Source organism: Campylobacter sp. 7477a, from assembly GCF_014892335.1.
Lineage (GTDB): Bacteria > Campylobacterota > Campylobacteria > Campylobacterales > Campylobacteraceae > Campylobacter_A > Campylobacter_A californiensis.
In genome coordinates, this window is record NZ_JADBJH010000014.1 from 40457 (window position 1) to 55763 (window position 15307).

Below are 15307 nucleotides of genomic sequence, written 5' to 3' on the forward strand. Positions count from 1 at the left end.
GCTAATTTTAGCCCAAATATCAATAAACTCCGGTAGCTTCTCTTACTTTTTCCATGACATTAGATGCCACTTCTTTGGCTTTTTTAGCTCCTGCTTCTAAAATTTCAGCAACCTCATCCATATGACTTTGGTAATAACCAAATTTCTCTCTTGCTTCAGAAAAATACTCCCAAACAAGCTCATTTAGATACATCTTAAAGTGTCCGTGACCTTCACCGCCACGCTCATAACGTTTTTGTAACTCCTCTTGTCCTATTTGATCCAAGAAAAGTTTTGCAATATTATAGACATTACAGTTTTGCCACTCTTTAGGTGCTTCTAGTGGCACAGCTTGGGTTACAATACTTGAAATTTGTTTTTTTAACGTTTTTGCGTCCGCAAAGATATCGATAGTATTTCCGTAGCTTTTGCTCATCTTTGCACCATCGGTTCCTGGCACGGTCGCAACATTTTCATCAACTTTGTGTGTAGGAAGTTTAAAAATTTCACCGTGCTCGTTATTAAATTTTATAGCGATATCACGCGCTATCTCAACATGTTGGATTTGGTCTTTTCCAACAGGAATCACATCTGAACCAAAAAGTAAAATATCAGCCGCCATTAAGACCGGATAGCTAAAAAGTCCATGGTTAGCCGAAATTCCTTTGGCAATTTTGTCTTTATAACTATGAGCTCTTTCAAGTAACCCCATAGGTGTGTATTGGCTTAGTATCCAGTAAAGCTCAAGCACGTCTTTTACATCGCTTTGTATCCAAAATGTAGATTTTTGCGGGTCTATGCCAAGGGCTAGAAACGCGGATGCCGCTTCAAGCGTATTTGTACGAAGCCTTTTAGCGTCGCTTACAGATGTCATCGCATGATAATTTGCGATAAACATAAACATATCTTCGCTCTTTTGTGCTTCCACCATTTGTTTTATACTTGCGAAATAATTACCAAGATGAAGTTTCCCACTTGGCTGAAGTCCAGTTAAAACTCTCAATTTTTATCCTTTAAGCTCAAAGCTTTCTTTATCTCTTTTACGATCTGCTTTGGTGTTTTGTTTTCTACATTTATTGTTATGTCCGCCTTTTTTTCATACATTTCAACCCTTGAGTTAAAAAGATCTCTTGCTTTATTTGGGTCTTTTAAAAGCGGTCTTTTGGCAAATTTTTTTTCGCTATTTTCGCTATTTTGCATGCGAGTTATTATCGCGTCAAAGCTTGATTTTAGATAGATTGTTGTGCCTATTTTCTTGATATCTTTTGCGTGTATAAACCCGCCTCCGGTTGAGATAATGGCGTTTCTTACACTAGAAGCTAGAAATTTAGCCAAAGTTTTTTCTAAATTTCTAAAATACGTCTCTCCGTATGTCGAGAAAATATCTTTGATTTTCATATTTGCCGAGCTTTCTATCAAATCATCGCAGTCTAAATTCATGGTCTTTAAACTCTTACTTAAAGCCCTAGCGACAGTTCCTTTGCCAACCCCCATAAATCCTATAAGAACTATATTATTATTCTTTATCTTCATCGCTCTCCCCACGGTTTTTCGGTATCAAAACTACCGGAGTGCCGCTTAGGCTAAAACTCTCTCTAAGTTTATTTGTAAGGTAGCGTTTGTAACTAAAGTGAAGCGCTCTTGGCTTGTTCATAACAAGCGCAATACGAGGAGGCGCGAAACCAAACTGCACTGCGTAGTAAATTTTAACGCTTTTGCCTTTTTCGCGCGGTATAGGATGTAGTTTTGTAGCTTCTCCTACGACCTCATTTAGCTTTGAGGTTTGTATCTTTTGAGTGAAATTTTGATAAACCTCTTGTATAAGTCCGTATAGCTTATGAACGCGTTTGCCTCCAAGCGCCGAAACGCTGATAATAGGCGCATAAGCAAGAAATTTAAAGCGGTCTTTTATCTCCTTGCAAAATTCGTCAAATTCCCACTCGCTCTTATCCCATTTGTTTAGCACGATTATCACGCCAAGGTTAAATTTACTAGCAAGACCGGCTATACGCTCATCAAGCTCGGTTAAAGGCTCGCTAGAGTCAAGCACCAGTAGTGCAATGTCGGTTTGTTCTAAAATTTTCTCGGTTCTGTTTAGCGCATATCTTTCTATTCCTTCTATCTTACCGCGCTTTCTAATACCTGCCGTATCGACAAACTCATAAATTCTACCCTCGTGTTCGTAAATTTCATTAACAGGGTCTATCGTGGTTCCTGCTACATCGCTAACTACGGCACGAGAATCTTTTACAAGTGCATTTAAGAGACTTGACTTACCAACATTTACGCGCCCTATGATACCTACTTTAATATTTTTTTCGGCGAAATTTTCATCTGCCCTAAACTCGCCCTCATCATCAAATTCTTCCAAAAAGTCATCAAAATCATCACTCACATCAGCCTTTAACACATCGTCTTTTAGGTGTTTTGCTATCCACTCCGTAAGTTCATCAAGTCCTGTGTTATGGCTTACTGAAATTTGAAAAAGATCTTTTACGCCAAAATTTATAAATTCCCACGCCCTAGTTTCGTCCTTTTTGCTGTCTACTTTGTTTATCACAAGAGCGATCGGGATATTAAGCTTACTAAGCTCATAAAACATCATGCGATCTTCGTCATCCGGCATAAATTTACCATCCACCATATAGATGATGGCGTCTGAATTTTTAGCCTCGTTTAGGGTTTTGATCTTGACGTTACGAAACAGTTCCGAACTATCGTCAAGTCCGCCGCTATCGATAAGCAAACACTCTTTACCCTCGATATCGACAACGGCTTTGTTTGTATCACGTGTCGTGCCGCTGACATCGCTAGTGATAGCTATCCTCTGCCTTGCCAAACGATTAAAAAGCGAACTTTTTCCAACATTTGGTTTTCCAACTAATATAACTTTTTGCACGTTTTTCCTTTGTAATTAGTCGTTATTATACTAAAAATTTCTTTATCTACTTGATATGATACATCGTGAGAAATTCGTCTCCGATATGTTTTTCATTGTAAATTTCATCATAAATATTTTTGGGGATTATACAGAATTTAAGCTTTTTATTCATTAATTTAAGCCGTTTTGCACTACAATACGCCTTAAATTTAAAAGAAAGTTTTGTTTTGCATAGATTTATTTTGCACCATTTGGGTGCTTACTATATGATAATAGCTTGTATGTATTTTGCAGCGGTCGGTGCTTTTGCAAAAGTATTAAGCGCTGAGATGTCAAGCGTAGAAGTTGTCTTTTTTAGAAACCTCGTAGGTCTTATCCTTGTGCTTTATGCGATATACAAAAAACCACCGACAAATCAAAAAGGCGGACAGTTTTTCGTGCTTATGTTTCGTGGCTTTATCGGCACGGTCGCACTTTTTGCCTTATTTTACAATATCGCTCATATAAATTTAGGTGCTGCGTATACATTTCAAAAAACAAGCCCTATTTTTACAGCAGTTTTAGCAGCGATATTTTTAAAAGAGGCGCTTAGCTACAAGGGCTGGGGAGCGATATTTTTAGGTTTTATAGGAATTTTGTTTATAGTTCAACCAAATTTAGGCATAAGTAAATCCGACTGGCTTGGACTTTGGAGCGGTGTTGGAGCCGCACTTGCTATGCTTAGCGTGCGTTCTTTGCGCAAAAGCTATGATACAAGCGTTATAGTACTTAGCTTTATGGGTTGGGGAACACTGCTTCCGATGATATTAATGGGAACAGCCGAAGTTGTGCAGTTTGAGCCACTTGACTTTTTGCTATCTCCGTTTGTTATGCCAAGCCTAAAAGGAGTTATTTTTATAGTATTTATGGGACTTGCGGGCTATTTTTTCCAACTTTATATGACAAAGGCTTATGCAGCCACTAAAAAGGCGGGAATAGTTGCCGCAGTTAGCTATATGGATGTTGTCTTTTCACTCATGGTGGGCTATCTTATGGGAGACGGTTTGCCAAATAGCATGGCATTTTTTGGTATAATGCTAGTCATTTTAAGCGGCATACTAGTTGCAAGGGAGAAATAATAATGATACTAATAACAGGACCATGTGCGATCGAAAGCGAAGAGCTTGTAATGTCGGTTGCACAGCGTCTACAGAAACTTAACGAAGATAGTAGGATTGATTTTTATTTTAAATCAAGTTTTGATAAGGCAAATCGCACAAGCTTAAGCTCGTTTCGCGGACCGGGACTTGAAAAAGGTTGTGAAATTTTAGCAAAGGTAAAAGAAAAATTTGGCTATAAAATCGTGACTGACATACACGAAAGCTATCAAGCCGAGCCTGTCGCAAAAGTTGCCGATGTGTTGCAGATCCCGGCATTTTTATGTCGTCAAACAGACTTGTTAGTAGCCGCAGCAAAAACAAATGCGGTAGTAAACATCAAAAAAGGGCAGTTCCTGGCAGCTTCAGCGATGAAACACTCGGTTAAAAAAGTGCTTGAAACTCGCGGAGTAAGCGGCGAAGGATATGAGGTAGCTAAGCAAAACGGGGTTTGGCTTTGCGAGCGCGGAAGCACATTTGGGTATGGAAATTTGATAGTGGATATGAGAAATTTAGTGTTAATGCGCGAATTTGCGCCGGTAGTATTTGACGCAACACATAGCGTGCAAATGCCTAGCGCACTTGGCGAAAAAAGCGGCGGAGACGCTAGATTTGTGCCGTATCTTGCTAGGGCAGCCGCAAGTGTAGGCGTGGATGGATTTTTCTATGAAACACATATAAACCCATGTGAGGCACTTTGTGACGGACCAAATATGCTAAATTTAGATGAACTTGAAAAAGTTGTCGAACAAACCTTAAAAATACAAGAAATTTTAAAATAAAGGGAATAAAAATGAAAATAATCGAAGGAAAATTAGCCCTAAACGGCAAAGAAAAAATAGCGATCATCAACGCTAGATTTAACCATATCATTACAGATCGCCTAGTTGAAGGTGCAAAAGATGCATTTTTGCGCCACGGTGGAAATGAAGAAAATTTAAGCCTGATCCTAGTGCCTGGTGCATTTGAAATTCCTATGGCGCTTGAAAAAGTACTTGCAAGCGGTAAATTTGACGCGGTTTGTTGCGTAGGCGCGGTAATACGTGGTTCAACACCACACTTTGACTATGTTTCAGCCGAAACTACAAAAGGTATCGCAAATGTAACACTAAAATACGGCAAACCAGTAACATTTGGAGTACTAACTGTTGATAGCATAGAACAAGCGATAGAAAGAGCAGGCAGCAAAGCCGGAAACAAGGGCTTTGAAGCAATGACCGGCGTTATTGAAATGCTTAGTCTTTATGAAAATTTAGGAGCCTAAAATGGCGACTAGACACCAAGCTAGACAGGCGGTAGTTTCACTGCTTTATGCTTACGAGATGGGAAACACTGACGATGCGTTTATAGATGAGTTTTTAGAAGAAAAAAAGATCAGAAACGAGCGCAAAGAGAGTGTTGTAAAAAGTTTTCGTGAAATTTTAGCAACCAAAGATAAACTTGATGAACAAATTTTACAATACCTAAAAGACGGAGATCTTGATAAGGTGGGTATCGTTGAGCGAAATATACTAAGGCTTGGATTTTACGAGATAAACGAAGCACAAACCGATATCGCAGTAGTAATAAACGAAGCAGTTGAGCTTGCAAAAGAGCTTACAAGCGATACTTCACCACGTTTTATAAACGGTGTTTTGGGCGCATTAAAGGAAAAAAAGTGAAACTATGCGTTGCGCTTGACATGCAAAGTCGCGAGCAAAATTTAAACTTAGCAAAAGATTTAGCAGGGCTTGACATCTGGCTAAAAGTCGGACTAAGAAGCTACCTTAGAGACGGTGAAAAATTTATAAATGAACTAAAAGAGCTTAGCGGAGCTAAAATCTTTCTTGACTTAAAACTTCACGATATACCAAACACTATGGCTGACGCAGCCGAAGTTATCGCAAATTTAAATGTCGATATGATAAACGTCCATGCAAGCGCTGGAAAACGGGCCATGTGCGAGGTTATAACTCGTCTAAATGCACTTCCTGTGCGCCCTCTAGTCCTTGCCGTATCGGCACTTACTAGCTTTAATGAGGAAGAATTTAAGGCTGTTTATAGCAAAAACATAAATGAAAGCGTGAAAAATTTTAGCATAAGTGCTTATGAAGCGGGTCTTGACGGTATGGTTTGTTCTGTTTTTGAAAGCAAGATGATAAAAGAAGCCACAAGTGATAAATTTCTAACGCTAACGCCAGGAATTCGCCCATTTGGTGAAGCAAAAGGAGATCAAAGCAGGGTAGCCGACATAGAGACGGCAAGGCGCGAAAATAGCGATTTTATCGTGGTCGGAAGACCGATTTACGAGGATAATAATCCGCGTGAAATTTGCGAGAGAATTTTATCGCAAATCAAAGCGGTGCGAGAAATGCCACAGGCTTAAATTTAAAGTAAAACTATGGCAAAATTATCAGCGGCTCGCCAGCGTATAAAGACCGATATAGTGGCTTTAAATTTCAGGCAGATACCATACGTGGGTGAAGATACTAGCGCCGATTTAGTCGCGCTTGGATATACCGACATAGCTTCGCTTAAGGGCGCGAACGCCGATGAGATGTATGAGCGCACTAAGGCTCTTGGACGAGGCAGTGATCGGTGTATCTTATATGTGCCGCATGATTTGCTACTATGCAAACACACAAGACCAAGATAAAGAGAAGCTAAAATAGTGGGCTTGGAAAGATAAAATTTAAAGAGGTTGTTTTAGCGCTAGATCAAATAAATATGCTAATAAATTTAACTAGTAAATTAATGTTTTATAGGAGGTTTTATGAACGAGCATATCGTGGTGGTCGATGACGAGCTTGATCTTTGCGAGCTTTTGGAGTTTAACCTACAAAAAGCGGGATATAACGTAACTACATTTTCAAATACCAAGCGAGTTGAGCAGTTTTTAGATGAAGAAAAAGTGGATCTTGTCATCATGGATAGGAATTTGCCGGGCATTGAGGGTGGAGAATTTATAAAAATTTTGCGTCAAAAAGGCTATAACGAGCCCGTAATATTTCTAAGCGCGAAAGGCTCAAAGGACGAGAAATTGCAGGGGTTTGAGAATGGCGGCGATGATTATATCACAAAGCCGTTTGAGCTTGACGATCTACTGGTTCGCATAAAAGCGGTGCTTAGGCGAAGTGGCGGAGAGAGCGAGTTTTATAAATTTAAAGAGATAGTCGTAAAAAAGGGCACCGGTGAGGTTTTCGTCGGCGAAAAGGCTTTAAATTTAACCAAGCTTGAAACGGAGCTCTTAATCGAGTTTATCAAAAATAAATTTAATATACTAAGTCGTGATCATCTTTTGCAAAGCGTGTGGCAAGACGATACAAATAGCGATAAAAGCGTCAATATCGCAGTTAAACGCTTAAGGCAAAAGCTTGGCAAATCGGGCGATCATATCGTATCTGTGCGCGGGGAAGGCTATAAGATTTGTTAAAAATTTTTGCTTTATTTACGGTGTTTTTAGCTGTGCTTTTTGGTTCATTTTGGTTCATTTTGGGTGAAATTTTTTGGCAAAAGGTCTATATTTTGCTCTTTGTCGGAATTTTTTTGACAATGCTTTTTGCTTTTATCGTTTTTGAGCTTTTAAGTCTTCAGTCTATACGTGTGCGGGAAGTTTTGGATAAAAAGCAGAGCAAGCTAAAGCGACAATCGGCTAAGATCAGACTTAGAAACTACCAGCTAGAAGGGCTTTTGGGTGGAATTTCGCATGAGTTTAAAAACCCGCTTGCCATTATCAAAACTTCGGCTCAAACGATAAAAGGCGGCGAAAATTTAGACCAAGCGATAAGGGATAAATTTATAGATAAGATCATCAAAAATAGCGACAAGCTAGATAAGATTATAAATAGACTTAGGATCGGTTTTGGTGAAAATTTGGTTCTAAATTTAAGCCTAGTCGAGCTATCGAAACTTTGCTCGCAAGTTAGCGAGGATCTAGCAAGCAAATATCAAAATCAAAGTATCGTGATAAGCGGAAGCGCTTACGTAAAAGCGGACGCCGACATGATCTATCAAGTTTTATTTAACTTATGCGAAAACGCATTAAAATACTCACAAAACGATGTTTTTGTCGAGATATTGCAAGATAGGGTGCTCGTAAAAGATAGCGGTAGCGGGATCGGCGATTATGAGATAAAGCTGATAACTAAAAAATTTTACAAATCAGGTGAGAAAAATTGGAACAGTTCGCTTGGACTTGGACTTTATATCGTAAAATATATACTAAAACTGCATAAATTTGAATTTTTGGTTAGCTCGCAAATTGGCGTTGGCTCGGAATTCGGCTTTAAATTTAGAGACTAAAAACGGGCGATGATAGCCGTTTTAAGCAAAATTTACACTTAAATATATCGATTTTAATGTTTCCAAAATGTTTTTAACTGCTGATATGATTTCGCATATCTTAAAAAAGGAGAGCGAATGAAAGTTTTTAACATTTTAGCGGCAAGTTGCCTTGTTTTAGCGGCGGCAGGGTTTGAAAGAGATCAGATAAGAATAGCGGGTAGCTCAACCGTATTTCCATTTACTAGCTTTGTAGCTGAGGAATTTGGAGCCAACAAGGCAAACAAAACTCCGATCGTAGAAAGCGTGGGAACGGGCGGCGGATTTAAGCTGTTTTGTTCTGGATTAGGCGGGGACACTCCAGATATCGCAAATGCCTCAAGACCTATAAAACTTAGCGAATTTGAGCTTTGCCAAAAAAATGGCGTAACCGATATTTCGGGCATTATGATAGGTTATGATGGCATAGTCTTGGCTCAAAACACAGCTAACGGCGAGCTGAGTTTGAGCAAAGAGCAGATATTTAAAGCGCTTGCAAAAGATATATTCTTAGGCGGCAAGCTTGTTCCAAATCCATATAAAAGTTGGAAACAAATAGATGAAAGTCTGCCGGATCGCGAGATCGTGGTGTATGGTCCTCCAAGCACATCTGGCACTAGAGATAGCTTTGAGGAGCTTGTGATGCAAGAAGTATCTGAAAAGCTGGGCTATGATAAAGGGTATAAGGCTATTAGAGAGGACGGAGTATTCGTGCCTTCAGGCGAAAATGATAATCTAATCGTAGCAAAACTCGGCACAAATAAAGCCGCGCTTGGCATTTTTGGTTATAGTTATTTTGAAGAAAACGCCGATAAACTAACCGCTGTTTCTGTAGATGGTGTAGCCTTAAACGCTCAAAATATCGCAAATGGTAGCTACAAGGTGGCAAGAAGCCTCTTTATCTATGTTAAAAATGCTCACAAAGGCAGCACAAAAGGGCTTGAGGATTTTATAAAATTATATATAAGCGACGATATGATAGGTGAGAACGGCGAATTAAGGACGCTTGGGCTGATACCTCAGGGTGGCGACGAGCTAAAAAGAACCCGCGAGTTCTTCTCTAAGCCTTTGGATATGGATCTAGTTAAGGCTCATAAGGTAAATTAATGCTACCTTTAGCTCAAACAAAAGCTAAAAAATGGCTTTTAAATTTAAAGCAAAATAGTAAAGAAATATTTACAAAGTCGCTACTTTTCGTAGCGACTTTAGTCTCCATACTAACTACTTTCGGGATACTTTTCGTGTTGCTTTTTGAAGCGATGCTATTTTTTTCAAGAGAAAGCGTGTCTTACTTTTTTACAGGCAAGATATGGTCTCCAGATGGCGCTTTTGGTGCCGATGGCGGAATGTTCGGAGCCCTGCCTCTTTTTAGCGGCACATTTTATATTACCGCTATTGCAATGCTCGTTGCTATACCGGTCGGGATATTTAGCGCGATATATCTAAGCGAATACGCTTCAAACAGGGCTAAAAACATACTAAAGCCGGTTTTAGAAATACTTGCCGGTATCCCAACGATAGTTTATGGTGTATTTGCTGCGCTTATCGTGAGTCCGATGATAGTGGATGCGGCGGCTAAATTTGGAGTTAGTGCTAGTTACGAAAGCGCTTTAGGAGCTGGATTTGTAATGGGTGTAATGATAACACCTATCATAGCAAGTCTATGCGACGACGCGCTAAGCAGTGTGCCAAAAAGCCTAGAATTTGGCTCCTTAGCACTCGGTATGACTAGAAGCGAGACCATCTTGTTTGTTACGATTCCGACAGCTATGCCGGGCATCATAGCGGCTTGTTTGCTTGGCGTATCAAGGGCGCTTGGAGAGACGATGATAGTCGTCATGGCGGCTAGTTTAAGAGCAAATTTAAGCCTAAATCCACTTGAAGATATGACGACGGTTACGGTTAAGATCGTGGAGGCTTTGACTGGCGATAAGGAGTTTGATAGTTCGCTAACGCTAAGCGCTTTTGGACTCGGGCTAACGCTTTTTGTCGTAACCTTACTTATAAATCTCGTGTCGGTCAAGATATCAAACGACTTTCATAAACGATACAAGATATCAAATTTATAAGGCAAAAGTGTGAAAATAACAAATAGTAAAAACCAAAGTGACTTTGAATTAAAAGAGCTTAAAATTCGCCATTTTAAAGGTAGGGTTTTTAAATTTATCTGCAGTTTTGCATTACTTTTTTGTGTAGGATTTTTGGCTATTTTTCTATATAAAGTAGCCTCTCTTGGAGCCGGCGCTTTTAGTACTTACTATCTAAAACAAGAAATTTTAATAACGGAAAATTTGCTAAACAATCCAAGAGATGCCTTGCCTAGGCAGCTTCATGGTATAGTTTCAAGGGCGTGGTTTTGGGAGTTTGGAAATTTCTTGCAAGAGAATAAAAGCCTAATAAACACAAAGCGAGAATTTGAAATTTTACTAAATGCTAACGCCAAGCAATACTTAAAAAATCAAACTTCAAAGCTTAGCGCAAAAAATATGCAACTGCTCGATGAGTTACGAGAAAAAGGGCTGATAGTTTCTAAATTTAATAAAGAATTTTTTCTTAACGGCGATTCGAAAATTCCAGAGGCGGCAGGAGTGCTTTCGTCTATAGTGGGGACGATGCTAACGATGTTTGTAGCGATGGTGACATCCGTGCCTATCGCAATAGCCAGCGCGATATATATTGAAGAGTTTTTAAAAGATGGAAAATTTAAAAGTATCTTGCAAGTAAATATCAACAATCTAGCCGCCGTGCCATCTATATTATTTGGACTTTTGGGGCTTGGCGTATTTGTAAATTTATTCGGATTAGCACGCGGTAGTGCCTTAGCGGGCGGTCTTACCTTGTCACTTATGAGCCTGCCTATCGTCATCGTAAGCACCACGGCGGCTCTAAAAGCCGTGCCAAATAGCATAAGGCAAGCCGGTATGGCACTTGGGATATCAAAAGTCGATGTGGTAAAAGATCATGTTTTGCCAAGCGCTTTTGGTGGCATATTGACAGGCTCTATCATATCTTTAGCTCAGATTATCGGTGAAACCGCACCGCTTATCATCATCGGAATGATAGCTTTCGTGCCACAAACGCCGACATCTTTAAGCGACGCGACAACGGTCATACCGGCTCAAATTTTCTCTTGGGCTAGCATGCCGGAATTTGCTTATGTAGAGAGGACAAATGCAGCGATTTTGGTGCTGTTAGCTTTGCTGCTTGTGATGAATTTAGTAGCATTTTATCTAAGAAAAAAATATCAAAAAAAGGGCTAAAATGAAAATAAAAGCAAGAAGTGTCGGTTTAAATTTATATTACGGCGACAAGCAAGCGCTTTATGACGTAAATGTTGATATATATGATAAAAAAATTACTGCGCTAATCGGCGCTAGCGGATGTGGCAAGAGCACATTTTTAAGGTGTTTTAATAGAATGAATGACCTGATAGATGGCTGCAAGATAGGCGGTTTAGTAGAGGTAAATTCCCAAGATATCTATGCAAGCGATATCGACGTGGTTGCGGTCAGAAGGCGCGTGGGTATGGTTTTTCAGCAGCCAAATCCATTTGCTAAAAGTATATATGACAATATCTCTTACGCCCCGCTTATGCATGGCATAGTAAAAAAGGGCAGTGAATGTGATGAGCTTGTCGAGCGATGTCTGAAAAGTGCGGGACTTTTTAAGGAAGTCAAAGACAAACTAAAACAAAATGCGACAAGTCTGAGCGGAGGGCAGCAGCAAAGACTTTGTATAGCTAGGGCGATAGCGGTAAGACCCGAGATTATTTTGATGGACGAGCCAACCTCGGCGCTTGACCCAATCTCAACGAGCGTGATAGAAGAGCTTATGCGTGAGCTAAGAGATGAATTTAGTATCGTAGTCGTAACTCATAATATGCAACAAGCTCAGCGTGTAGCAGACTATACGGCGTTTTTTCATCTTGGAGAACTAGTAGAATACAACAAAACAGACGAAATATTTAACTCTCCGCAAAAAGGTAAAACTAAAGACTATATAAAAGGGCGATTCGGATGATGCGGGAGTAAAAATTTATATGTTTAATTTGCTTCTTGTGTCATTATAATAACTTATCTCGTGTATGAAATAAAATTTAAGCGATATATCAGCAGGTTTTGTTTATAATGCGATTTACTATTTTGCGGACAGATGGGTGAGCGGCTGAAACCACACCCCTGCTAAGGGTGCAAGTCTTAATCGGGCTTCGAGGGTTCAAATCCCTCTCTGTCCGCCACTGCTTATTTATGTCTCTGTAAGCTACGCCTTAGACACTTCAACCTTAATGCATAATAAAATAACATACTTACATAAATAAAAGTAATTTAAATTTATTGTTTGATTAAAAATTTTAGATATTTAAAATCAGACGAGAAGATCTCTCGCCTGATTGATAAATTAGAAGTCTGTTTTGATGTCAGTGTCTATCTGAATGTAGATAGTCTCGCCTGCATGATCACCCGAAGTAACCTTACTTTCATAAAGCTCATATCCCTCTTCGGCTTTATAGTCGGTTGATTTTTCCCATTTGCCAGTTACCGTATCATTACTATCGCCGTCTATTTTTAATATAGTATCGATACTATCGGTCATATCTAGCACATCATCGGCGGATAGGTTAAGCAAGCCTACACTATTATCCACTTTTCCAAGATCTAGTCTGTTGATATGCTCCATCCTTGCATCTAGGTTGCTAGCATCAGACATCTCGGTTCTTCCAAACCAGTAATTATTAACAGTATAGTTTTGAGTTAAATTATCGAAATTTATAGTTTCGCCAACTTTAACAGTATCATATGTATCTTCACTACCTATATGTTTATCATAATCATAATGCGCAAAGCCATATCTGCTAGAACCAGCTTGTCCATCCTTGCTTATACTATAGCCTTTAAACGTGTCTATGGTATTATCAAAAGTTTCTGTTATACCTATAGTGCTTGGTCCTGTCGGCACACTTGGAGCTACTGGGGTTTCCGGTATAGCAGGATTTACAAACGTAGAAGAAGATGTTTGAGTTACACTATCACCATCCGCATCAGTTATAGTAAATTTAATATCAATAGTCTCGCCTTCTTTACTATTAGCCACATTCTCATCAGCAGTGTAGTCATAAGTGCCCTTTGCAAGATCCACAACTAGCTTACTACCTGTATCTCTTACTACCTCAACTTTGGCTATCACATCTCCGTCACTGTTTATCTCGCACGCTTCGCCGTTTATAGTCTTGGCAGCGATATCATATATGTAAGTTTTACCATCTATTTCGACACTAATAGTACCATTTTCATCAGCACCGAGGTCAAAACCGACTTCTCCGTTGGCTTTTGTAACAAAGTTAACATTTTCAGCTGTTTTGGCCTCAAATTTTAACTTGCTAAATTCCTGTGCATCTGTATTTTCACCGGTTATGCCGTTATAAGAGATAGAATTTAAGCTTGAGAGATTTACGTCTTCGCCTAGTTTATAAGACTCGGCTATTATGCCATTTTTCGTTAAAAACTCCCTCCAAATGCTCTCTTCCGCCTTGCTAATACCGTGGTCGGTAGTAACCTCGGAAGTTATCTCGATGTTGCCATTTCTATAAAACCTTGTTCCAGTGCTATTTGTAGTGATATATCCTGAGCTACCGCTGTTGGTAAATCTATTACCTGTTCCAAAATTCCAAATTTTACCATCATATAAAATAGACGCAGTGTTGCTTAAAGATGTGCTACTTGCGTCAGATACGGTAGCATCGCCATCAGATACGAAGTGGATCCTATTTTCTACGCCTTTTTCCGTAAATTTACCATTTTTATCAAACGTCTCCATGGTTTTAGCAAGTGCGGCATCATAATTTGTGCCAGATAGCAAAGAGCTTTCTAAAGAGTAAGTAAATGCCTCTTTTCCGTTTACAGTTCTATGTGCATAGTATCTTGCTATCATGGCTTTCGCGTCGTTTATGCTCATCCAAGTATCGCCATGAGAATTTGTTAGCGTGGCTGCCTTACCTGAAAATGCCACAAGGCTTACTTTAACGTTCTCTTCACCTTTTGTGCCGTAGTCATTAAGTAACGCCATAAGACCCTTATATGCCGCATCAACTCTCATGGTCTTATCTGTAGCACTAACTTGATCAAACATACTTATAGAAAAGTCAAGCACCAATGTAACGTTTGATTTTGGATTTGCGATGGTTATGTCCATGGTGTTATTTGTTGGATTGTATGACGTTGGCGTACTATCGTTAATCGTTACGTTTATGTCTATACTTGCGTTACTACCAACCATATTTACAGCCTCTACCGTCACACCTTTTGTTGTTGTTGAGTCTAATAAGTTACCCTCACCATCTTTGTGAAATACCGGTTTTAGTAAGCTTGTTGAAATTTGACCGTTATTGTCGACACTTAGCTCTATTACGGTTGCACCGCCTTGGCTTGCTTCTTTACCTACCAACTTGCCATCTTCATTAAACCACAATACCTTGGTGTCGGCATTTGTTAGTAATCCGCTATCTGTGCCGTCTTGTGTAGTAAATGTAAATGACGTTACGACCGATGAGCTTTCTGTCTTTATGGCATCAGCACTACTTGCTCCGCCCTTTATATCATATTCAGAAACTGTTAAGGTGATATCACTATCTATAAATTTAATACTGTTGTCTACGGTTATACTAGAAGAAACTTCGCTAGATTGATTTCCTGCGATATCTTTTATAAAGGCACTTATGCTGGTATTTTTGCTCTCCATTACTTCAACAGGTATTTTTATAGAACCGTCTTTAACCTCTATGGTGCGCCCGTCGTCAAGCTGGGCAGTAGAGCCGTTTTGAGATAGTATGCTTACAGTTTTTGTTTCGCCGCTTGGATTTGTGATAGTAACAACAACCGTATTTGTCGCACTCACATCACTTGGTAACGTAATGGTTGCGGTCGTTTCGTTTGCCTTGCCATCTTTGGCGTTTTCTTCGTTGTTTAAAACACCGTCTTTCTTGGTATCTTCATCCCATGAAATGATCGGATCATTT

The 15307-nt window shown here is 39.5% G+C and carries 15 protein-coding genes, 1 tRNA gene and 1 pseudogene; 13 read left to right on the forward strand and 4 right to left on the reverse strand.

The genetic code is table 11. The annotated features are described in order from the left end of the window. Positions 1 to 19: 19 nt before the first annotated feature. Genes trpS through der form a run of 3 tightly spaced genes read right to left on the reverse strand, consistent with a single transcriptional unit; the run spans position 20 to position 2878 of the window. Complete coding sequence (trpS, locus tag CCAL5182_RS07660) at positions 20 to 982, reverse strand: tryptophan--tRNA ligase (protein WP_169972414.1); 963 nt, start codon at positions 980 to 982, stop codon at positions 20 to 22. Further along, a complete protein-coding gene (locus CCAL5182_RS07665) occupies positions 979 to 1512 on the reverse strand; it encodes a shikimate kinase (protein ID WP_169938381.1) in 534 nt (177 codons plus the stop codon). The genes trpS and CCAL5182_RS07665 overlap by 4 nt, the downstream gene beginning before the upstream one ends. Next, positions 1496 to 2878 (reverse strand): ribosome biogenesis GTPase Der, encoded by a 1383-nt coding sequence (der, locus tag CCAL5182_RS07670; protein ID WP_169972413.1) that lies wholly within the window; start codon positions 2876 to 2878, stop codon positions 1496 to 1498. The genes CCAL5182_RS07665 and der overlap by 17 nt, the downstream gene beginning before the upstream one ends. Before the next feature lie 248 nt (positions 2879 to 3126). Between der and CCAL5182_RS07675 the strand changes: the two genes are divergently transcribed. The 13 genes and pseudogenes from CCAL5182_RS07675 to CCAL5182_RS07735 all read left to right on the forward strand — a co-directional run bounded on the left by CCAL5182_RS07675 (position 3127) and on the right by CCAL5182_RS07735 (position 12532). Then, positions 3127 to 3978, forward strand: coding sequence for a DMT family transporter (locus CCAL5182_RS07675; protein ID WP_169938454.1), 852 nt, complete (start codon positions 3127 to 3129; stop codon positions 3976 to 3978). 2 nt (positions 3979 to 3980) lie between these two features. Beyond that, complete coding sequence (gene kdsA, locus CCAL5182_RS07680) at positions 3981 to 4778, forward strand: 3-deoxy-8-phosphooctulonate synthase (RefSeq protein WP_194239050.1); 798 nt, start codon at positions 3981 to 3983, stop codon at positions 4776 to 4778. Between the two features lie 11 nt (positions 4779 to 4789). Then, a complete protein-coding gene (gene ribH, locus CCAL5182_RS07685) occupies positions 4790 to 5260 on the forward strand; it encodes a 6,7-dimethyl-8-ribityllumazine synthase (protein WP_169972412.1) in 471 nt (156 codons plus the stop codon). Position 5261: 1 nt separating this feature from the next. Continuing rightward, a complete protein-coding gene (nusB, locus tag CCAL5182_RS07690; RefSeq protein ID WP_169938374.1) occupies positions 5262 to 5657 on the forward strand; it encodes a transcription antitermination factor NusB in 396 nt (131 codons plus the stop codon). After that, positions 5654 to 6361, forward strand: a complete 708-nt coding sequence (pyrF, locus tag CCAL5182_RS07695) for an orotidine-5'-phosphate decarboxylase (RefSeq protein WP_169972411.1) — start codon at positions 5654 to 5656, stop codon at positions 6359 to 6361. The genes nusB and pyrF overlap by 4 nt, the downstream gene beginning before the upstream one ends. A 15-nt stretch (positions 6362 to 6376) precedes the next feature. Continuing rightward, positions 6377 to 6647: pseudogene (locus CCAL5182_RS07700) on the forward strand (helix-hairpin-helix domain-containing protein). Between the two features lie 101 nt (positions 6648 to 6748). Beyond that, on the forward strand, positions 6749 to 7408 hold the full coding sequence (locus CCAL5182_RS07705) for a response regulator transcription factor (RefSeq protein WP_169972410.1): 660 nt from the start codon (positions 6749 to 6751) through the stop codon (positions 7406 to 7408). Beyond that, positions 7402 to 8277, forward strand: coding sequence for a sensor histidine kinase (locus tag CCAL5182_RS07710; protein WP_336610684.1), 876 nt, complete (start codon positions 7402 to 7404; stop codon positions 8275 to 8277). The genes CCAL5182_RS07705 and CCAL5182_RS07710 overlap by 7 nt, the downstream gene beginning before the upstream one ends. A gap of 117 nt (positions 8278 to 8394) precedes the next feature. Next, entirely contained in the window at positions 8395 to 9402 is a 1008-nt protein-coding gene (locus tag CCAL5182_RS07715; protein WP_169972408.1) for a PstS family phosphate ABC transporter substrate-binding protein, read from the forward strand. After that, entirely contained in the window at positions 9402 to 10364 is a 963-nt protein-coding gene (pstC, locus tag CCAL5182_RS07720) for a phosphate ABC transporter permease subunit PstC (RefSeq protein ID WP_336610685.1), read from the forward strand. Before CCAL5182_RS07715 ends, pstC begins: the two co-directional genes overlap by 1 nt. A gap of 9 nt (positions 10365 to 10373) precedes the next feature. After that, positions 10374 to 11555: a phosphate ABC transporter permease PstA gene (gene pstA / locus CCAL5182_RS07725; RefSeq protein WP_322619353.1), complete on the forward strand. Its 1182-nt coding sequence runs from the start codon at positions 10374 to 10376 to the stop codon at positions 11553 to 11555. Between the two features lie 7 nt (positions 11556 to 11562). Continuing rightward, complete coding sequence (gene pstB, locus CCAL5182_RS07730; protein ID WP_236860508.1) at positions 11563 to 12315, forward strand: phosphate ABC transporter ATP-binding protein PstB; 753 nt, start codon at positions 11563 to 11565, stop codon at positions 12313 to 12315. 126 nt (positions 12316 to 12441) lie between these two features. Further along, a tRNA-Ser gene (locus CCAL5182_RS07735) sits at positions 12442 to 12532 on the forward strand. A 161-nt stretch (positions 12533 to 12693) separates the two neighbouring features. Here the strand turns inward: CCAL5182_RS07735 and CCAL5182_RS07740 are convergent. Further along, a partial coding sequence (locus CCAL5182_RS07740) for a vWA domain-containing protein (protein ID WP_169972405.1) occupies positions 12694 to 15307 on the reverse strand: 2614 nt, incomplete at its 5' end.

Excerpts from the sequence above, each read along its gene's own strand:
- CCAL5182_RS07665 (WP_169938381.1), bottom strand. The coding sequence starts at position 1,512 with ATGAAGATAAAGAATAATAATATAGTTCTTATAGGATTTATGGGGGTT.
- CCAL5182_RS07675 (WP_169938454.1), top strand. The coding sequence starts at position 3,127 with ATGATAATAGCTTGTATGTATTTTGCAGCGGTCGGTGCTTTTGCAAAA.
- kdsA (WP_194239050.1), top strand. The coding sequence starts at position 3,981 with ATGATACTAATAACAGGACCATGTGCGATCGAAAGCGAAGAGCTTGTA.
- ribH (WP_169972412.1), top strand. The coding sequence starts at position 4,790 with ATGAAAATAATCGAAGGAAAATTAGCCCTAAACGGCAAAGAAAAAATA.
- nusB (WP_169938374.1), top strand. The coding sequence starts at position 5,262 with ATGGCGACTAGACACCAAGCTAGACAGGCGGTAGTTTCACTGCTTTAT.
- CCAL5182_RS07705 (WP_169972410.1), top strand. The coding sequence starts at position 6,749 with ATGAACGAGCATATCGTGGTGGTCGATGACGAGCTTGATCTTTGCGAG.
- CCAL5182_RS07715 (WP_169972408.1), top strand. The coding sequence starts at position 8,395 with ATGAAAGTTTTTAACATTTTAGCGGCAAGTTGCCTTGTTTTAGCGGCG.
- pstC (WP_336610685.1), top strand. The coding sequence starts at position 9,402 with ATGCTACCTTTAGCTCAAACAAAAGCTAAAAAATGGCTTTTAAATTTA.